Source organism: Erwinia sp. Leaf53 (assembly GCF_001422605.1).
In the GTDB taxonomy this organism is placed as follows: domain Bacteria; phylum Pseudomonadota; class Gammaproteobacteria; order Enterobacterales; family Enterobacteriaceae; genus Erwinia.
In genome coordinates this window covers 592426-612146 of sequence record NZ_LMLK01000001.1, presented here as the reverse complement: position 1 = coordinate 612146, position 19721 = coordinate 592426, and the positions used below count along the sequence as shown (strand labels likewise).

Below are 19721 nucleotides of genomic sequence, written 5' to 3'. Positions count from 1 at the left end.
GGGATTTCCTGGGAAATGTGATGATATTCACAACCATACTCGCTTTGGCCGCTTTATTAATCCGATTATCAGCGGCTGACGGCATTTTCTGCGGTTTTCATGTCCGGCCGCAAAAAAAAAGGGGCCAACCTTTCGGTCAGCCCCTTGATTATTAACTATCAGATGTCGCTTAAGCGCCCAGACGTTCTTTGATACGTGCAGACTTACCGGTACGCTCACGCAGGTAGTACAGTTTGGCTTTACGCACAGCGCCACGACGTTTAACGGTAATGCTGTCGATTACCGGTGAGTGAGTCTGGAAGACACGCTCAACACCTTCGCCGTTGGAAATCTTACGAACAGTAAATGCAGAGTGCAGACCGCGGTTACGAATAGCGATAACCACGCCCTCGAATGCCTGCAGACGCTTCTTAGCACCTTCCACAACCCATACTTTCACTTCCACGGAATCACCCGGACGGAATGAAGGTACGTCCTGCTTCAGCTGCTCTTGCTCGATTTGCTTGATAATGTTGCTCATAATTAAATCTCTTATCCTGGGTAAACTGATAGTTAGGACGGCAGGCTCGGTGCCTGGCCAGTCGTATCATCGTTTTGTTGACTGACGTGTTCCCGTTGGAACGCGTTCAGCAACTTTGCTTGCTCTTCAGTCAGAGCCAGGTTTTCCAGAAGTTCAGGTCTTCTAAGCCAGGTACGGCCCAGCGACTGTTTCAGGCGCCAGCGGCGAATATCAGCATGGTTGCCCGACAGCAGAACTGGCGGTACTTCCATCCCTTCCAACACTTCAGGGCGGGTGTAGTGTGGGCAGTCCAGCAAGCCGTCTGAGAACGAATCCTCTTCGGCCGACGCCTGTTTACCCAGTACGCCCGGAATTAACCGGGAGACCGAGTCAATCAGCGTCATCGCTGGCAGCTCGCCACCGCTGAGAACGTAATCACCGATCGACCACTCTTCATCGATTTCGGTTATGATCACGCGCTCATCAATCCCTTCATAACGACCGCACACCAGAATTAACTTCGGGTTAGTCGCCAGTTCGCTCACTCCACCTTGATCGAGTTTGCGCCCCTGAGGTGACAGATAAATCACCTTAGCACCTTCTCCTGCCGCCGCTTTTGCTGCGTGGATGGCATCCCGTAAGGGTTGAACCATCATTAGCATCCCCGGTCCGCCGCCGTAAGGACGTTCGTCCACGGTACGGTGCCGATCATGAGCGAAGTCACGAGGACTCCAGCTCTGGATGCTGAGCAGGCCATTTTTTACTGCCCGGCCGGTGACTCCGTAATCGGTAATTGCGCGAAACATTTCGGGAAACAGGCTGATTATGCCAATCCACATGCTTTGCGCCGGAGTATTACCGCTCAGTTCGGAGCTCAAAAACCAGGATCCCAATCTACCGTAATGATACGGGTAGTGAGATCGACATTCTTGATAACCTGTTCATCAAGGAACGGGATCAGCCGTTCCTGTGCACCGAATGCATCTTTCAGGTTTGCCTTCACGACGAGAACGTCGTTAGAACCGGTTTCCATCAAATCGATGATTTTGCCCAGCTCATAGCCTTCAGTGGTGACTACCTGGCAGCCCATCAGGTCTTTCCAGTAGTAGTCGCCGTTATCCAGCTGTGGCAGCTGCTCTGAATCCACGACAATTTCGCAATTAGTCAGCAGACCCGCGGCGTCACGATCGTCAATGCCTTTGACTTTGATGATCATGTCCTGATTGTGGCGTTTCCAGCCTTCCAGCTCGACACGCTGCCATTGACCCGCCCGCTGGATAAACCACGGCTGATAGTCAAAAATGCTTTCGGCGTCTTCGGTGGAGGAAAACACTTTGAGCCAACCACGGATACCGTAGGCCGAGCCCATCTTACCCAGCACAAGCGGGTTAGCGGGAGGCTGCGAGGTGAGTTGCTTGCTCATGTTGACCACCGTGACAGATTAAGCTGCTTTCTTAGCTTGTTTGATCAGCGCGTTAACGCGATCAGACAGGGTTGCGCCCTGGCCAACCCAGTGCTCAATACGGTCCAGATCCAGACGCAGTGGCTCAGCCTGACCAGAAGCGATCGGGTTGAAGAAGCCTACGCGCTCGATGAAGCGGCCGTTACGTGCATTGCGGCTGTCGGTGACGACTACCTGATAGAACGGACGCTTTTTAGCGCCGTGACGTGCCAAACGAATTGTTACCATAACATCCTCTTTAGTTAATAAAACAGCCGGGCCCCATTGAGGGAACGGGGCCCGGATGCAATATAAAAAGCCCGAAAATTTTACTCTTTTTGGCGCAAAAAGCAACCTAAATCGCTTATCCGCCTCCAGGCTGGCTTAACGGCCCGGGAAGCCTGGCGGCATCATACCTTTCATGCCGCGCATCATCTTCGCCATACCGCCATTTTTCATCTTTTTCATCATGCGCTGCATATCGTCAAACTGCTTAAGCAGGCGGTTAACGTCCTGCACCTGCATACCGGAACCGGTGGCGATACGACGTTTGCGGGAACCTTTGATGATCTCCGGTTTTTCGCGCTCTTTGCGCGTCATCGAGTTGATCATCGCTTCCATACGCACCAGCACTTTGTCGTCCATCTGCGACTTAACGTTGTCCGGCAGCTGACCCATGCCCGGCAGTTTGCCCATCAGGCTGGCCATGCCGCCCATGTTACGCATCTGCTTCAGCTGGTCGAGGAAGTCGTTGAGGTCGAAGCCGTTGCCTTTTTTCAGCTTGCTGGCCAGTTTCTCAGCCTGCGCGCGGTCAACCTTGCTTTCGATATCTTCGATCAGCGACAGCATGTCGCCCATGCCGAGGATACGCGAAGCAATACGCTCGGGATAGAACGGCTCAAGGGCCTCGGTCTTTTCACCGACGCCCATAAATTTGATCGGCTTGCCGGTAATGTGGCGAATGGAGAGCGCCGCACCGCCGCGGGCGTCACCATCGACTTTGGTCAGAACCACACCGGTGAGCGGCAGCGCTTCGTTAAACGCCTTCGCGGTATTCGCGGCATCCTGGCCGGTCATCGCATCGACCACAAACAGCGTTTCCACCGGATTAATCGCGGCGTGAACCTGTTTGATCTCATCCATCATCGCTTCGTCGACGTGCAGACGACCGGCGGTATCCACCAGCAGCACGTCATAGAACTTCAGCTTCGCCTGTTGCAGGGCGTTTTTAACGATGTCGACCGGCTTCTGGCTGAGGTCGGACGGGCAGAAATCCACGCCAACCTGTTCGGCCAGCGTTTCCAGCTGGCGGATTGCCGCCGGGCGATAGACGTCGGCGGAAACCACCAGCACCTTTTTCTTGTGCTTTTCGCGCAGGAACTTACCGAGCTTACCGACGCTGGTCGTTTTACCGGCACCCTGCAGGCCCGCCATCAGCACCACCGCCGGCGGCTGCGCGGCGAGGTTCAGCGTATTGTTCTCTTCCCCCATTGCCGCGACCAGTTCGTTTTTAACGATCTTAACGAACTCCTGGCCCGGGGTGAGGCTTTTATTGACGTCATGGCCTACGGCACGCTCTTTCACGCGATTGATAAACTCACGTACCACCGGTAGCGCAACATCCGCCTCCAGCAGCGCCATGCGCACTTCACGCAGCGTGTCTTTAATATTGTCTTCAGTCAGCCTGCCGCGGCCGCTGATATTGCGCAGGGTCTGCGACAATCGATCGGTTAAATTATCAAACATCGTCTCTCGCTCAACGTAATGAGAGGCCGCCGGGGCGACACAAATTGCGCGGATTATAGCATGATCCCCCAGGGCTGTGTCCCGCAATTGCTTACCTCGCTGCCCATCCCTGCCCGCTTTGCGTAACGTGCCGGAGATCGTAACCATTTACCATCAGATCGTTTGGAGCAAGCTGCCGCTGGCGCTATACTGTTTTTTTTCTCAGTCATAGCCGGTACTGACAACATTTATGTCCGTTTTTGCGATTCTGGCGCTGTTTGCCTACTCATCCAGCCTTGCCCTGATTATCCCCAGCCTGCTGCGTAACAACGGCACCTGGCGTCGTCTGGCCGTTCTCTCCGCCACGGTGGCGCTGGTCTGTCATGCCGTGGCGCTGCAGCAGCGTATCTTTGCGCTGGACGGCGGGCAAAACCTCAGCCTGCTGAACATCGGCTCGCTGGTCAGCCTGCTGATCTGCGCGATCATGACTATTGTGGCGTCGCGCAACCGCGGCTGGATCCTGCTGCCGGTGGTCTATACCTTTGCGCTGATTAACCTGGCGTTTGCCTCCTTTGTGCCCAACGCCTTTATCACCCACCTGGAGGCCACCCCGGGCATGATGATCCATATCGGGCTGGCGCTGTTTGCCTACGCTACGCTGATCATTGCCGCTCTGTATGCGCTGCAGCTGGCGTGGATTGACTGGCTGCTGAAGACCAAACGGCTGGCGTTCACCAGCGACATCCCGCCGCTGATGACCATCGAGCGCAAGATGTTCCACATCACCCAGATTGGCGTGGTGCTGCTGACCCTGGTGCTTTGTACCGGGTTGTTCTTCCTGCAGGACCTGTTTGCGCGTGAAAATATCGATAAAGCAGTACTGTCGATTCTCGCCTGGTTCCTGTACATCGTACTGTTGTGGGGCCACTATCATGAAGGCTGGCGCGGTCGCCGCGTGGTGTGGTTCAACTGTGGTGGTGCCTTCCTGTTGACCATGGCCTATTTCGGCAGCCGGATGCTGCAGCACGTTTTACTTCACTGACCTGGCCTGCAAGGATTTCCCTTGGAACATATCTCAACGACCACCCTGATCGTGACGCTGGTTATCATGATCCTGGTTTCCGCATACTTCTCCGGTTCTGAAACCGGCATGATGACGCTTAACCGCTACAAGCTGCGTCATCAGGCTAAAAACGGCGACCGCGCGGCGCGGCGCGTTGAGAAGCTGCTGCGCCGCCCTGACCGGCTGATCAGCCTGGTACTGATCGGCAATAACCTCGTCAATATCCTTGCTTCTGCGATTGGCACCATCGTAGGTATGCGCCTGTACGGCGACGCCGGGGTAGCGATTGCTACCGGTATTCTGACCTTCCTGGTGCTGGTGTTTGCCGAAGTGCTGCCGAAGACTATCGCCGCGCTCTACCCGGAAAAGGTCGCTTTCCCCAGCAGCGTGCTGCTCGGGCCGCTGCAGGTGGTGATGCTGCCGCTGGTGTGGCTGCTGAATACCATTACCCGCATGCTGATGCGCATGGTGGGGATTAAAACCGACGGCTCCGCCAGCTCGGCGCTGAGCAAAGAGGAGCTGCGCACCATCGTTTATGAGTCACGCTCGCTGATGTCACGGCGCAATCAGGACATGCTGCTGTCAGTGCTCGACCTGGAGAAGGTCGACGTTGAGCAGATTATGGTGCCGCGTAATGAAATTGTTGGCATCAACATCAACGACGACTGGAAATCCATCGTCCGTCAGCTGACCCACTCACCGCACGGGCGTATCGTGCTGTACCGCGAATCGCTGGATGACGCCATCAGCATGCTGCGCGTACGTGAGGCCTGGCGCCTGATGAACGAGAAAAAAGAGTTCACCAAAGAGGTGATGCTGCGCGCCGCTGATGAGATCTACTTTGTGCCGGAAAACACTCCGCTCAACGTGCAGCTGGTGAAATTCCAGCGCAATAAGGAGAAGGTCGGCCTGGTGATCGACGAGTATGGCGATATCAAGGGGCTGGTCACTATCGAAGACATTCTCGAAGAGATCGTCGGTGATTTCACCACCTCAATGTCACCGACGCTGGCCGAGGAAGTGATGCCGCAGAATGACGGCTCGGTGCTGATCGAAGGCAGCGCCAACGTGCGCGAGCTGAATAAGGTGTTCAACTGGACGCTGCCCGCCGAGGACGCCCGCACCATCAACGGTATGGTGCAGGAGGCGCTGCAGGACATTCCACAGCCCAACACCCAGTTGCAGATCGACCACTACGCGATTAATATTCTCGACGTGCAGGACAATATGATTAAGCAGGTGCGGATCACGCCACAGAAGCCGCTGAAGGAGTCGATCGGTTCATAACCCCTGCCCCGCTCGCTGTTCTGCCGGGCGTTCAGACGTAAAAAAGAAGGCGGCCAGTGGCCGCCTTCCTGCTGCTAACAGATTCACATCACTGACGCTAGATCTGCAGCGTTTTCAGCTTTTCAGCCGGCAGCGCCAGATCTTCATTACGGTTAACGCCGATCGGGTTGTCGATAACGTTCTGCGCAATGGCCTTGGCTTCGTCCAGCGAGTGCAGCTGGTAGCTGCCGCACTGGTATTCGTTCAGCTCAGGGATCTGATCCTGGCTGGCCACTTTCAGCACGTCCTGCATCGCCGCTTTCCAGGCTTTCGCCACGCGATCTTCCGCCGGAACGCCGATCAGGCTCATATAGAAACCGGTACGGCAGCCCATCGGCGAGATGTCGATGATCTCCACGCCGTCGCCGTTCAGGTGATCGCGCATAAAGCCGGCAAACAGATGCTCCAGAGTGTGGATACCGCGCTCTGAGAGGATCTCCTTGTTCGGCCGGCAGAAACGCAGGTCAAACACGGTGATGGTATCGCCGGCAGGGGTGTTCATGGTCTTCGCGACACGGACAGCAGGAGCGGCCATGATGGTGTGATCTACGGTAAAGCTATCCAGCAATGGCATGTTGTTACCTCAACGAATGAATTTATTTTAGAAACAGTGAAACTTTTTCTGTTACCGCGCGTCTGAATATATGAAAGACGCGCATTTGTTATCATCATCCCTGACAACAGAGATGTTAATTTGGCCACAGTGATGTGGCCTTTTTCTTTTGGCGCTAGCCTTTATCCTTCAGAAACTCTTCCAGGCTCAGCGTATCACTCTCTTCGATCTCCCGCTGCTTCACTACCGAACGCCGCGCTTCGTCGCTAAACTGCTCTTCGCTCAGAATTTCCAGCGGCTCCTGCAGCAGCTGCTGACGATACTGCTCGGCCAGCGCCATGCCGGTGCCGGCGATGCCGTTATCCTTCAGCGACTGCATAAAGCGCGCGGAGTAGGTCAGTTCCGGATCGTCAAAAGAGGCCGCCAGGCGATCGCACACTTCCTGATAGTGATGCTCACCGTTCTGACTGTCGAGCGTCACCGCTACCCTGTGCAGATCGCGGAACAGCGCTTTACCGACGTCGGCCAGCGGCTGCTGGGCCGCTTCACAGCCCATGCCAATGGTCTGGCCCGGTTTGCGCCCTTCCAGAATCACCCGATTCCAGTTGTGGCGCGTGCAGGCCAGCTCATCGCTGTTCATCTCCGGGGCCTCTGCCAGCGCACACCAGATCAGGAACAGATCGAGGAAGCGCGCCTGATTCGCGTCAACGCCGATCGGTGAGAACGGGTTGATATCCAGCGAGCGAACTTCAATGTATTCGATGCCGCCGCGCAGCAGCGCATCGGACGGAGCTTCGCCGGAACGGGTCACGCGCTTGGCGCGGATCGGCGCATACAGCTCGTTCTCAATCTGCAGCACGTTGGCGTTCAGCTGCAGCCAGTTGCCCTGCTCATCCTTCACGCCCATCGAAGCAAACTCTGCCGACGGGGTTTTGATCGCCGCCTTAAGGGCGGTGATGTAGTCAGGCAGGTTGTTGAAGGTGATATTCAGCCCGCTCTGCGCCTTATTGGTATAGCCCAGATCGCTTAAGCGCAGCGAAGTGGCATACGGCAGCGACAGCATGCCGCTTTCACTGCGCTCGAACGGCAGTGAACTCTCTTTGCCCTGCAGGAACGAGGAGCAAATCGCCGGCGATGCGCCGAACAGATAGGGGATCACCCAACCGAAACGGTAGTAGTTGCGGATCAGCCGCAGGTAACCGTCGGAGATAGCGTCTTTGCCGCTCTCCGCATCCTCAACACCCGCCCACGCCTGCCAGAACGACAGCGGGAGCGAGAAGTTGTAATGTACGCCTGAAATCACCTGCATCAGCGCACCGTAGCGGTTTTTTAACCCCTGACGGTACAGCGTCTTCATCTGACCGATATTGGAGCTGCCGTACTGCGCCAGTTCGATATCCTGCCCCGGCTCAATCAGGCACGGCATGCTCATCGGCCACAACCGCTCGTCGCCCAGTTCGCGCAGGGTATGGCGATGAACGTCGCGCAGGAAGGCCAGCAGGCGATCGATATCGCGATCGACCGGGGTGATAAATTCTAACAACGCTTCGGCGAAGTCGGTGGTGATCCACTTGTGGGTCAGCGCCGAGCCGAGAGAAGTCGGGTGGCCGGTGGTGGCAAGGTGGCCATCGGGCCTGACGCGCAGGGTCTCGCGCTCAATACCGCGACCAATGCCTTTAAGTGCATCAGGATGGGCCTGAAGCCAGGTTAGCGCCTGTGATACATCCGGGATCAAATCGACCTCCCGCTCGGAGAAAATTTATTATTGTTAAGCATCATATTCATCGTGGCCTCGCCTGACGGCGAATCAGTGCCACCACTCCATGCCCTGTAATGTTGCCGTTGCCAGCAAGACGTAACGCAGCGTTTTGCCGACGGCGAGGAAAATCACCACCGGCAGCCAGGCGAACCGCAGCCAGCCGGCCAGCACGCACAGCAGGTCGCCGACCAGCGGCAACCAGCTTAAAAGCAGCGCCGCAGGCCCCAACCGCCGTAGCCAGACCAGCGCGGTGGCATGCCAGCGCCCCTGCTGCTTTAACGGCAGCAGACGGCCAATAACCACGTTGGTTAAGCCGCCAAGGGTATTGCCCAGTGCGGCGGTGACGACCAGACCAACGGCTGAGGCTTTACCCGCCAGCAGCAGCCCAACCAGCACCGCCTCGGAACCGCCGGGCAGCAGCGTGGCGCTAAGAAAACTGCTGACGAACATTGACGCGTAGAGCCAGTCACTCACAGCAGACGAACGTCAACCACGTCCATGCCTGCCGCCCGCGCGGCCTGCAGGCCGAAATCAGCATCTTCAAACACCACGCAGCGCGACGGCGGCACGCCGATCAATTCGGCGCAACGCAGAAATGTATCAGGTTGTGGCTTATGACGTTTAACATCATCTGCACCAACAATCGCATCAAAATGGTCAAGCAGGCCGAGGTGCTGCAACAGCGCGACCGCCATGGCGTGCTCGCTGCCGGTGCCCACCGCCATCGGGCGACGCCCTTTATAGGCTTTTACCACCTCGATTAACGGCAGCGGCTGCACGCTGTCGTACAGCATAGTTTTCAGCAGCGCGTTTTTCTCATCGGCCAGCCGATAAGGATCGAGATCGCGCTGGTGACTGTCAATCAGCACCTTAGCGATATGCCAGGTGGGGGAGCCGTTCAGGCCAATCACCAACTGGTCATCAAAGGTCATATCGTAGTGTGCCAGCACCTGATGCCAGGCTTTACGGTGTGTGGGCTCGGTATCCAGGATGGTGCCATCCATATCGAAGATCAAGCCATCGTAAGCATCGTACATTCTCTTACCCATCCTGATTGAGGAAACCACACTTTAGCGTAAAGCACTGAAAATGTCGCTGTCAGCATGGATCCGCAAATGCCATGAATAGTATAGGGATTTAGCCTGACGGAAGAAAATGAGGAAAATGCATGAACAAAGCGATGATGAAGAATAGTGAAGCAGGAAGATAACAGAGACAGAGACAGTATGGTGCATCCAGGAGGATTCGAACCTCCGACCGCTCGGTTCGTAGCCGAGTACTCTATCCAGCTGAGCTATGGATGCATTGGGTACTGCTGAGGGGGTACTGCGAGCAGATTAGAATGACTGGCATTTAAGCCTGTAAAAGCTGCCAAACTTCTAAAATATGGTGCATCCAGGAGGATGACTCGGCTTCGCCTCGCCCTGCGGGCCGTTGCTGAAGCAACGTTATCCTCCTTTGTGCTGGCTTTGACACTACTGCTTTCTGCCAGAACAAGGTTGCTGCCAAACTTCTAAAATATGGTGCATCCAGGAGGATTCGAACCTCCGACCGCTCGGTTCGTAGCCGAGTACTCTATCCAGCTGAGCTATGGATGCGTCGGTAAAGCTATTTGGTAAAGCTATAAGGGAGATAATGCGACAAACCTGAGGAGATACTGAAGAAAATCACTGCCACTTGCGGAGAAAGGTTAAACCGTAGAGGTTGCTACCAGAACTTCGAAAGATGGTGCATCCAGGAGGATTCGAACCTCCGACCGCTCGGTTCGTAGCCGAGTACTCTATCCAGCTGAGCTATGGATGCATCGCTAATTCTTGTATTACACAGGGTGCTGACTACTCACCGTGATACAGGGCTGCTAACGCTGTATCGGTACTACCCCAAACTCAGTGCCGCTAATGCCACACTGAAAGAAGATGGTGCATCCAGGAGGATTCGAACCTCCGACCGCTCGGTTCGTAGCCGAGTACTCTATCCAGCTGAGCTATGGATGCAAAATGGCGGTGAGGCGGGGATTCGAACCCCGGATGCAGCTTTTGACCGCATACTCCCTTAGCAGGGGAGCGCCTTCAGCCTCTCGGCCACCTCACCACTAGCACTCTTTCGAGTTGTGCTTCAGAACGTTGTTTCTGCTCATCGGCACTGCGTGGCGCACATATTACTTTCTGGGCGTTGTAAGTCAAACAATTTCTCAGGCTTTTTTAGTCAAATGCGTTTGTTTGCACAAAAGCCACGCAAAATGGCGACTTAGAGAACAAAAAGGGTGATTTATCAACAGCAACAGTGCGTTATCCGCCGCAAAACCCTGATAAAGAAAATCCGGTTTGCGGCCCCTTTCCGATTAAAAAGAGCCGAATACAGACCCCCAATGTACGGTAATTATCAGTCACCGCTGCTGAATCGCGGAAAAAACAGGCAATCCAGTGTTAACACCGGCTAATGGCGGCAGATAAAGATGGTTCGCTGCAGAATCTGCATCCGGCTTATCGGAGGGGCTCCGGAACGCGGCCCTCCTACACCATCCAGCCTCAGGGCAAGAAGCGCTGTCCTTTGCACGAGGCTACAGAGCCCTGAACAGGTTCGCTGCAGAATCTGTACCCGGCTTATCGGAGGGGTTCCGGAACGCGGACCCGCTCCACCATCCCTGCGCTCGGCCGGGCACGTCCGTGTGCCCGACGGTCCGCTAACCCGGATCCCCTCCGATTGCCCTCAAGAGCCGTGTTGCTGCCTTAAAACGACATCGTGCCATCCGGTCACTATGCACTCTGCACTCAGTAACCAGTAACCAGTAACCAGTAACCAGTAATCAGTAATCAGTAACCAAATTTAGCATCGAACTGTTTTATGTTTTATGCACAGCAACTCAGTAGCTTATAGGGAGGCCGTTGGGGGGACAGGTTAGCCGGGCGTACGGCGCAGGGACGCGCCGTCCGAGCCCACAGGGAGGTGTTTACGGCGACCCGGCGATCTGCCCGCCAACGGCCGACCCTGCCCCCTGCCCTCCAGCGATACCTTTGGCAGCGATAACCTGACCTCAGCGATACCTTTGCCAGCGATAGCCTGACCTCAGCGATACCTCAGGCATTGATAGCCAGCCCTCCAGCAACGCCTTTAGCAGCGACAGCCATGCCAGAGGCTCTCTGAGTCAGAAAAAGCGAGATCCGAGCAAAAAGAAACAGCGGATTTGGAACTTTGGAGCCAGGGGAGAAGTTTCTGAGTAAAGCGGAGAAAGCAGGAAAAGCGGTTGCGCCTCGCTGCCGGGAGCGAGGCGCAGGATCCGTTAGTAACTCGATGGCTGAGTTTTTTCGGCCTGAATACGTTGATAAATTTCTTCGCGATGCACCGAAACTTCTTTAGGGGCGTTCACACCGATACGAACCTGGTTACCTTTAACACCCAGCACAGTTACAGTCACCTCATCACCGATCATGAGGGTCTCACCAACTCGACGAGTTAGAATAAGCATTCTTTGCTCCTTGAAAGATTAAAAGAGTCGGGTCAACTGTACCCCGGCATTATCCATCATATAACGCGAAATGTAGACTATGACAAATACACCATTTGTGCACCTGCTTGCCAATACATTCTGCTGATATTTAGTTTAGCCGAAAAGCCCACCGTCAACCTGACTTTATGATTACCGGGCGTACCGCGTTACCAAAGCGCCGGAGCACGCGTCTCCGGCCCTCTGTCACAGTACTTCATTATTGTCTTACAGTTTTGCTGCCACCCACGACTCAACGCCGGCCAGCGCCGCAGGCAGTGCCTGAGCATCTGTGCCACCCGCCTGAGCCATATCCGGACGACCACCGCCTTTACCGCCAACCTGCTGGGCCAGTTCGCCCACCAGCTCGCCGGCCTTAACGCGATCGGTCAGATCTTTGGTCACCCCGGCAATCAGAGAAACCTTACCGTCGGCCACCGTTGCCAGCACAATCACCGCAGAGCCGAGCTGATTTTTCAGATCGTCCACCATGGTACGCAGCATCTTAGGCTCGACGTTGTTCAGCGCGCTGACCAACAGTCTGGTGCCTTTCAGCGCGATCGCCTGGCTGCTCAGTGAAGCACTGTCCTTCGCCGCCTGCTGATCTTTCAACTGCTGCAGCTCTTTTTCCAGCGCGCGGGTATGGTCGAGCAGCGCGCGAACTTTTTCATTCAGGTTGCTGCTGTTGGCTTTTACCAGCTGCGCAATATCCTGCAGCTGCTCGCTCTGGCCGACCACCTGGGCCAGCGCGCCCGCGCCGGTCACCGCTTCAATACGGCGCACGCCGGCGGCGGTGCCTGACTCAGAAAGGATGCGGAACAGGCCGATATCACCGGTCCGGTTGGCGTGAATACCGCCGCACAGCTCGGTAGAGAAGTCTTCCATGCCCACCACGCGCACGCGGTCCTCATATTTCTCGCCGAACAGCGCCATCGCGCCCTTCGCTTTCGCCTCTTCCAGATCCATCACCTGGGTTTCAATCGCCAGGTTACGTCGGATCTGCGCGTTGACGATATCCTCAACCTGACGCAGTTCCTGCGGCTTCATCGCTTCGAAATGCGAGAAGTCAAAGCGCAGGTACTTATCATTAACCAGCGAGCCTTTCTGACCGACGTGCTCACCCAGCACCTGGCGTAACGCCTCGTGCAGCAGGTGGGTCGCCGAGTGGTTCAGGCGAATACGGCCACGACGCTGTTCGTCGATCGTTGCTGCGACGCGATCGCCCACGCGCAGCGTACCGCTGTTCACCTTACCGATATGGCCGAACGCTTTGGCATACTTTTGGGTATCGGTCACCGTGAAGCTGACGTTACCGGCGCTCAGTTCACCGGTATCGCCCACCTGGCCGCCCGACTCACCGTAGAACGGCGTTTCGTCCAGCACCACCACGCCTTCCTGACCGGCGCTGATTTCATCAGCGGCTTCGCCGTTAACGAAGATGGCGGTCACCGTAGCGTCGGTCAGCGCCTGCTGCTCGTAGCCTTTGAAGTCGGTGGCTGCGTCAAGACGGATCACGTTGCTGTAATCGGCACCAAAGCCGCTGGCGTCACGGGCACGCTGGCGCTGCTGCTCCATGGCGCGTTCAAAGCCGGCTTCGTCGATTTTCAGATCGCGCTCGCGGCACACGTCAGCGGTCAGATCCACCGGGAAACCAAAGGTGTCGTACAGGCGGAACACGGTGTCACCGTCGAGGGTATCGCCCTGCAGGTTCGCCAGCTCGTCATCCAGCAGCGCCAGACCGCGCTCAAGGGTTTTGGCAAACTGCTCTTCTTCGGTTTTCAGAATCTGCTCAACCTGCGCCTGCTGACGCTGCAGCTCTTCTCCTGCAGCACCCATCACTTCAATCAGCGGGGCAACCAGCTTCCAGAAGAAGGCACCCTGTGCGCCCAGCATATTGCCATGACGCACCGCGCGGCGAATGATGCGGCGCAGCACGTAGCCACGGCTCTCGCTTGACGGGATCACGCCGTCGGCGATCAGGAAGGCACAGGAACGGATGTGGTCAGCAATCACCCGCAGGGATTTGTTGCTGAGGTCGGTCGCGCCGGTCGCCGCGGCCACCGCTTTAATCAGCTTAGCGAACAGGTCGATCTCGTAGTTAGAGTTGACATGCTGCAGCACCGCCGAGATACGCTCAAGGCCCATACCGGTATCCACCGATGGCTTCGGCAGCGGCTGCATGGTGCCGTCAGACTGACGGTTGAACTGCATAAAGACGATGTTCCAGATCTCGATATAGCGGTCGCCATCCTCTTCCGGGCTGCCCGGCGGGCCTCCCCAGATGTGGTCGCCGTGGTCAAAGAAGATCTCAGAGCACGGGCCGCACGGGCCGGTATCGCCCATCTGCCAGAAGTTATCGGAGGCGTAAGCGCCGCCTTTGTTGTCGCCGATGCGGATAATGCGCTCGCGCGGCACGCCGATTTTCTGTTCCCAGATGTCGTAGGCTTCGTCATCGGTCTCGTAGACGGTCACCCACAGTTTCTCTTTCGGCAGGCCGAACCACTCAGGGCTGGTCAGCAGTTCCCACGCGTAGGCGATCGCTTCAGGCTTGAAGTAGTCACCAAAGCTGAAGTTGCCCAGCATTTCAAAGAAGGTGTGGTGACGCGCGGTATAGCCGACGTTTTCCAAATCGTTATGCTTACCGCCGGCGCGCACGCAGCGCTGCGAGGTGGTGGCACGCGAGTAGTTGCGCTTGTCCTGGCCTAAGAAAACGTCTTTAAACTGGTTCATCCCGGCGTTGGTAAACAGCAGCGTCGGGTCGTTGTGCGGGACGAGGGAGCTACTGGCTACAACCTGATGTCCCTTACTCTGGAAAAAGTCGAGAAACGCTTGACGAATCTCCGCAGTGCTCTTGCTCATATTTGTCCTGGAATCACGCTAAAGAACGTTTCGTGGTCTGGGCGGCCCGGTATTGCTGCCGGCAACGGCGACGCACGAACAAAAAGTGGTGAATAAGATAAATTTTCTTCCGGGGGAAGTAAAATCCCATTGCGGGTCAATCGTCAAAATTTGCGAAAATAGCGCGGATATCCTCGCTAAAGAAGCCTTTGCTCATCAGATAACGCTGCACTTTGGCCTTTTCCTTCCAGTCGGTGGGAAAAGGCAGGCCAAACTTGCGTTCCGCCAGCACAAACGCCTGGCGCGCCCAGTCGATTTCCGCCGCAAACATCGCCTGTTCAATCAGCTCTTTCGCCACCCCGCGCTGCCCCAGCTCCAGGCGGATGCGCTGCGGCCCGTAGCCCTTACGGCTGCGCGAGCTCAGGTAGCGTTCGGCAAAGCGAGCGTCGTCCAGCCAGTTGTGCTGATAGCACCAGGCCACCACCTGGTCGATCTCCTCGCTGCTCAGCGGTTCCGGCGGCGTCTCCTGCTTTGCAAACTGCGCGGCGCGTTCGGTTGAGATCACCAGCTTACGGCGGAACTCGCTTTCGCTGTGATCGCGCATGGCCAGAATACGCGTGGCCCGCTCCAGCAGTTTGGTCTGTCGGTTTCGTGCGGTGGAGTCTGACATTGGGTATTCCCCTGTGTTGAGGCCGGTGAATGAGGTAAGGGTAACGCCGGGGCAAAATCCTGGCGAGGAGAAATCACGGCAAGCCGGCAGAAGCAGCCGTTTTTCGACAGATAAGGCGGGTATCCGGCGTCATGGCGTGGTAACCCGGTGCCATTAAGAGGGGGATCCGACGTCATGACGTGGTAACCCGGTGCGATAAAGAGGGGGATCCGGCGTCATGGCGTGGCATCCCGGTACCATAAGGGTAAGCGTGGGTTTGCGGGCCAGCCTGAGCCATAAAAAAAGGAACGGGGTTACCGTTCCTTTTCATCTGGGTTATCAGCCTGCGGCGCTCAGCTTACCGGCTGATAAACACGCCAGGGATCAGAAGTCTTCTTCTTTTTCGCTGCCTGCATCCGCTTCGTGCGGAGCCGGAACGAAGTCAGGCTTGTCGTCCTGGTTACCCAGCAGCATCGCACGCAGCTTGGTGTCCAGCTCGTTCGCCAGCGCCGGGTTCTCTTTCAGGAAGTTAGAGGCGTTAGCCTTACCCTGACCAATTTTGTCACCGTTGTAGCTGTACCAGGCACCGGCTTTCTCGATCAGCTTGTGCTTAACGCCCAGGTCCACCAGTTCGCCGAGGGTGTTAATGCCTTCGCCGTACATGATCTGGAACTCAGCCTGCTTAAACGGCGCAGCGATTTTGTTTTTAACCACTTTCACGCGGGTTTCGCTGCCCACCACTTCGTCGCCCTCTTTGATCGCGCCGATACGGCGGATGTCCAGGCGCACGGAGGCGTAGAACTTCAGCGCGTTACCGCCGGTGGTGGTTTCCGGGTTACCGAACATCACACCGATCTTCATGCGGATCTGGTTGATAAAGATCAGCAGAGTGTTGGAGTTTTTCAGGTTACCGGCCAGCTTACGCATCGCCTGGCTCATCATACGCGCCGCCAGGCCCATATGTGAGTCACCGATTTCGCCTTCGATTTCCGCTTTTGGCGTCAGCGCCGCTACGGAGTCAACGATGATCACGTCTACCGCGCCAGAACGCGCCAGTGCGTCACAGATCTCCAGCGCCTGCTCACCGGTATCCGGCTGGGAACAGAGCAGGTTGTCGATGTCCACGCCCAGCTTCTTGGCGTAGACCGGGTCAAGGGCGTGCTCGGCGTCGATAAAGGCACAGGTTTTGCCTTTACGCTGTGCCGCGGCAATCACCTGCAGGGTCAGCGTGGTTTTACCGGAAGATTCCGGGCCGTAGATCTCAACGATACGCCCCATCGGCAGGCCGCCGGCGCCCAGCGCGATATCGAGGGATAAAGAACCGGTAGAGATGGTTTCAACATCCATCGTACGGTCTTCACCCAGGCGCATGATGGTACCTTTGCCAAACTGCTTTTCAATCTGGCCGAGCGCTGCTGCCAGTGCTTTTTGCTTGTTTTCGTCGATAGCCATTTCTACTCCTGATCGTGCGGGTAAAGCATACGCGGGCGCTGCTTTGGTTCAAAAATATGCGTTAATTATACTGTATGGTCATACAGTATCAAGCTCTATTTTGCAGAAAGGTGGTCGAGCAGCGTCTGTAGCGCGTGGGCGGTGGCCTGGCGACGAACCGCCTCACGGTCGCCGCTAAACCGGCGGCGCTCTGCCCTCACCTCCCCGCCGGCGCTGGCGAAACCAAACCAGACGGTACCGACCGGTTTTTCATCGCTGCCGCCGTCCGGCCCGGCGATGCCGCTAACCGAGAGCGCGTAATCCGCGCCTGCCGCCTGCAGCGCGCCCTGCGCCATCTCACGCACCACCGCTTCGCTCACCGCGCCGTGCTCCGCCAGCGCAGCGGCGCTGACGCCGATCATCTGCTGCTTGGCTTCGTTGCTGTAGGTGACAAAGCCGCGCTGGAACCAGGCCGAGCTGCCGGCGATGTCGGTCAGCACCTTGGCGATCCAGCCACCGGTGCAGGACTCCGCGGCGGTGACGCTGGCACCTTCGGCCTGCAGCCGCTGGCCAAGACGGATGCTCAGTTGCTGTAATTCGTTATCGGTCATGCTCTCCCTCCTGCCGAACGTGAAGAGCGAAAGAGTAGCACCTTTCCCTGGCCGACGGTGCAGAGAAAGCAGATTTTGCGGTGCGCCTTCAGCGGCAGTACGGGCGGTTACGGCGCAGGGACATTTTTCTCAACGCGCGCCGCACAAAATAGCAGGCCGCTCTGCGGCGCCCCGAAAAAATTGAGCAATTAATATGCCTCCTGTACAGACGCAGGAATGTCAGCGGCCGATCGCCAGCACGGCACGACAGTAAACAGGTACGGTTAACCGGCTTTCTGCGCCACCATAAACAGGCGCGGGAAGGCCATCAGCCGGTTACCGTCCTGGCGCGGTGGCAGCGCGCGCTCAATTTCCGCCTGATACTCTGCCAGGTACTGCGCCTGTTCCGCCTCGCTGAGCGCGGCGAGGTAAGGCCGCAACCCGGTGGCGCGCAGCCAGTCAACCACCGCCGCCGCCGAAGGCATCACGTGGTAATAGGTGGTGCGCCAGATATCCACCCGGCAGCCGGCGGCGGTCAGCAGATCGTAGTAGGCTTCGGTGCTGAGCAGCCGCTTGCGGTCGGCGGCGGACGGCGGGATTTTCTCCTGCCACGCCGGGCGCGCTGCGACATCACGCATCAGGCTGTGGGTGGGCTGGTCAAGGTTATCCGGCATCTGCACCGCCAGCACGCCGCCGGGGGCCAGCTGTGCCACCAGGTGCGGCAGCAGCACCGGGTGATCGGTCAGCCACTGCAGCGAGGCGTTGGCATAAATCACATCCTGGGCGGGCCGCGCCTGCCAGCTGCGGATATCGGCCAGCTCGAAGCGACAGCCGGGCAGCCGCTGCCGCGCCTGGTCGATCATCGCCTGCGAACTGTCCAGCCCGGTGATCTGCGCAGAGGGCCAGGCGCGATGCAGCAGCTCGGTGCTGTTGCCGGGGCCGCAGCCGAGATCGGTGGCGTAATTAATCTGAGTAAGAGGGATGCGCCTGAGCAGTTCTTCAGCCGGTCGCGTACGCTCCGCTTCGAACTGCCGGTAGAGATCGGGGTTCCAGTCTTTCATTGTGCCTCATTGAATGTCAGAACAGACGGGCTAAGTGTAGCCCGTCTGTCACCGAGATAACTCAGCGAAATGCAACAGGGTTTTGCCGCTTACTGCCCCTGACGTGCGCGCCCTACCGCCTCACCCAGCTGCCATACCGCCATCGCATAGTGATTGCTGTGGTTATAACGGGTAATGGCGTAGAAGTTCGGTAAGCCGTACCAGTACTGGTAGCTGGTGCCGACGTCAAACTTGAGCAGGCTGACCTGCTGGTTATTATCCAGCGGGATCTGTGGCGACAGCCCCGCCGCCGCCAGCGAGGAGACGCTGTATCGGGTTTTGAAACCGCTCTCCATGCCCGCTGCCTGGCCGTTAGCCATGACGGCTACCGTGCCGCCGGTCACCCAGCCGTGCGCCTGGAAATAGTGCGCCACGCTGCCGATGGCGTCGACCGGGTCCCACAGGTTGATATGGCCGTCACCGTTGAAGTCCACCGCGTACTCTTTAAACGCCGATGGCATAAACTGGCCGTAGCCCATCGCGCCGGCGAACGATCCGCGCAGATCCAGCGGATCGTCGCCTTCGGTGCGCGCCATCAGCAGGAAGGTCTCCAGTTCGCCGCTGAAGTAGGCGGCGCGGCGCGGGTAGTTAAAGGCCAGCGTGGCCAGCGCATCGATAATGCGCGTTTTGCCCATCACCCGCCCCCAGCGCGTCTCCACGCCGATAATGCCGACGATAATCTCAGGCGGCACGCCGTAGGTCTGCTGCGCGCGCTGCAGCGCATCCTGATACTGGTTCCAGAACGCCACGCCGTTCTGCACGTTATCCGGGGTAATGAATTTGCTGCGGTAGCGCAGCCAGGCGCCGTTCGGGCCGGTCGGGCCCTGAGCGGTTGGGGCCTGTTTGTCCATCAGCCGCAGCACGAAGTCGAGGTTTTTCGCCTGCGCCAGCACGTCATGCAGCTGCTGACGCTCAAAACCGTGCTTACGCACCATATTATCAATAAAGGCGTTGGCGGCCTGGTTATCGGCAAAGTCGCCGCCCAGCACGCTACCGCTGTGCGAAGGCTGCAGCAGGAAGCCGCCGTTACCTTTAAACGGGTTGCCCGTCGGTTCAGCGGTGGCCGGTTTCGGCTGGCTGCTGCAGGCAGAAAGTAAAGCGACAACAGGGAGAAGAGTAGCCAGAGAACGCATCGGATATCCATAAAGCGGTGAGAAAGAGTCAGAAAACTGATGGTAAGCAAAGGGCGGGAAGAGTTAAAGCGGATTTGTGCCGGGGGATGTAAAGAAACGCCAACCCCCGCCCCTGCGGGCGGGGGAGGTC

General features: G+C 57.3%; 18 protein-coding genes and 5 tRNA genes. 2 read left to right on the top strand and 21 right to left on the bottom strand.

Annotated elements, in window-relative coordinates; genetic code table 11:
- Positions 1-169 precede the first annotated feature (169 nt).
- From rplS to ffh, 5 genes are all read right to left on the bottom strand, one after another.
- Positions 170-520 (bottom strand): 50S ribosomal protein L19, encoded by a 351-nt coding sequence (gene rplS, locus ASF13_RS02670; protein ID WP_056232239.1) that lies wholly within the window; start codon positions 518-520, stop codon positions 170-172.
- A 32-nt stretch (positions 521-552) separates the two neighbouring features.
- The gene (gene trmD, locus ASF13_RS02665) at positions 553-1338 is read right to left on the bottom strand and encodes a tRNA (guanosine(37)-N1)-methyltransferase TrmD (RefSeq protein ID WP_056232237.1); all 786 of its coding nucleotides are present in this window, start codon (positions 1336-1338) and stop codon (positions 553-555) included.
- Positions 1339-1373: 35 nt separating this feature from the next.
- Complete coding sequence (gene rimM, locus ASF13_RS02660) at positions 1374-1922, bottom strand: ribosome maturation factor RimM (RefSeq protein WP_056232236.1); 549 nt, start codon at positions 1920-1922, stop codon at positions 1374-1376.
- Between the two features lie 18 nt (positions 1923-1940).
- Positions 1941-2189, bottom strand: a complete 249-nt coding sequence (rpsP, locus tag ASF13_RS02655; RefSeq protein ID WP_004155935.1) for a 30S ribosomal protein S16 — start codon at positions 2187-2189, stop codon at positions 1941-1943.
- A gap of 135 nt (positions 2190-2324) precedes the next feature.
- Entirely contained in the window at positions 2325-3686 is a 1362-nt protein-coding gene (gene ffh / locus ASF13_RS02650) for a signal recognition particle protein (protein WP_056232233.1), read from the bottom strand.
- 229 nt (positions 3687-3915) lie between these two features.
- Here ffh and ASF13_RS02645 point away from each other — a divergent pair, with 229 nt between their 5' ends.
- Together ASF13_RS02645 and ASF13_RS02640 are read left to right on the top strand one after the other, a co-directional pair.
- Positions 3916-4707: an inner membrane protein YpjD gene (locus tag ASF13_RS02645; RefSeq protein ID WP_056232230.1), complete on the top strand. Its 792-nt coding sequence runs from the start codon at positions 3916-3918 to the stop codon at positions 4705-4707.
- Between the two features lie 21 nt (positions 4708-4728).
- Positions 4729-6015: an HlyC/CorC family transporter gene (locus ASF13_RS02640; protein WP_056232227.1), complete on the top strand. Its 1287-nt coding sequence runs from the start codon at positions 4729-4731 to the stop codon at positions 6013-6015.
- Positions 6016-6112: 97 nt separating this feature from the next.
- Here ASF13_RS02640 and luxS read toward each other — a convergent pair whose 3' ends face one another.
- The 16 genes from luxS to mltB form a co-directional block, all read right to left on the bottom strand.
- The gene (luxS, locus tag ASF13_RS02635; protein ID WP_056232225.1) at positions 6113-6628 is read right to left on the bottom strand and encodes an S-ribosylhomocysteine lyase; all 516 of its coding nucleotides are present in this window, start codon (positions 6626-6628) and stop codon (positions 6113-6115) included.
- Between the two features lie 154 nt (positions 6629-6782).
- Positions 6783-8342, bottom strand: a complete 1560-nt coding sequence (gshA, locus tag ASF13_RS02630; RefSeq protein ID WP_056232220.1) for a glutamate--cysteine ligase — start codon at positions 8340-8342, stop codon at positions 6783-6785.
- Positions 8343-8414: 72 nt separating this feature from the next.
- Positions 8415-8840 (bottom strand): YqaA family protein, encoded by a 426-nt coding sequence (locus ASF13_RS02625; protein WP_056232218.1) that lies wholly within the window; start codon positions 8838-8840, stop codon positions 8415-8417.
- Positions 8837-9403 carry a fructose-1-phosphate/6-phosphogluconate phosphatase gene (gene yqaB / locus ASF13_RS02620; protein WP_056232215.1) on the bottom strand — a complete coding sequence of 189 codons (567 nt, stop codon included), beginning with the start codon at positions 9401-9403 and terminating at the stop codon, positions 8837-8839. The genes ASF13_RS02625 and yqaB overlap by 4 nt, the downstream gene beginning before the upstream one ends.
- A gap of 190 nt (positions 9404-9593) precedes the next feature.
- Positions 9594-9670: transfer RNA gene (locus ASF13_RS02615), tRNA-Arg, on the bottom strand.
- Positions 9671-9887: 217 nt separating this feature from the next.
- Positions 9888-9964 (bottom strand) — tRNA-Arg (locus tag ASF13_RS02610).
- Between the two features lie 128 nt (positions 9965-10092).
- Positions 10093-10169 (bottom strand) — tRNA-Arg (locus ASF13_RS02605).
- A 114-nt stretch (positions 10170-10283) separates the two neighbouring features.
- A tRNA-Arg gene (locus ASF13_RS02600) sits at positions 10284-10360 on the bottom strand.
- Between the two features lie 4 nt (positions 10361-10364).
- A tRNA-Ser gene (locus ASF13_RS02595) sits at positions 10365-10457 on the bottom strand.
- Positions 10458-11646: 1189 nt separating this feature from the next.
- Positions 11647-11832, bottom strand: a complete 186-nt coding sequence (csrA, locus tag ASF13_RS23165) for a carbon storage regulator CsrA (RefSeq protein ID WP_072166264.1) — start codon at positions 11830-11832, stop codon at positions 11647-11649.
- A 246-nt stretch (positions 11833-12078) separates the two neighbouring features.
- On the bottom strand, positions 12079-14709 hold the full coding sequence (gene alaS, locus ASF13_RS02585; protein WP_056232209.1) for an alanine--tRNA ligase: 2631 nt from the start codon (positions 14707-14709) through the stop codon (positions 12079-12081).
- Between the two features lie 136 nt (positions 14710-14845).
- Positions 14846-15358, bottom strand: coding sequence for a regulatory protein RecX (locus tag ASF13_RS02580; protein WP_056232206.1), 513 nt, complete (start codon positions 15356-15358; stop codon positions 14846-14848).
- A 363-nt stretch (positions 15359-15721) separates the two neighbouring features.
- Complete coding sequence (recA, locus tag ASF13_RS02575; RefSeq protein WP_056232201.1) at positions 15722-16789, bottom strand: recombinase RecA; 1068 nt, start codon at positions 16787-16789, stop codon at positions 15722-15724.
- Positions 16790-16884: 95 nt separating this feature from the next.
- Positions 16885-17379: a nicotinamide-nucleotide amidase gene (gene pncC / locus ASF13_RS02570; RefSeq protein WP_056232198.1), complete on the bottom strand. Its 495-nt coding sequence runs from the start codon at positions 17377-17379 to the stop codon at positions 16885-16887.
- A 263-nt stretch (positions 17380-17642) separates the two neighbouring features.
- On the bottom strand, positions 17643-18419 hold the full coding sequence (gene tam / locus ASF13_RS02565; RefSeq protein WP_056232196.1) for a trans-aconitate 2-methyltransferase: 777 nt from the start codon (positions 18417-18419) through the stop codon (positions 17643-17645).
- Between the two features lie 89 nt (positions 18420-18508).
- Positions 18509-19591, bottom strand: coding sequence for a lytic murein transglycosylase B (gene mltB, locus ASF13_RS02560; protein ID WP_056232193.1), 1083 nt, complete (start codon positions 19589-19591; stop codon positions 18509-18511).
- Positions 19592-19721: the final 130 nt, after the last annotated feature.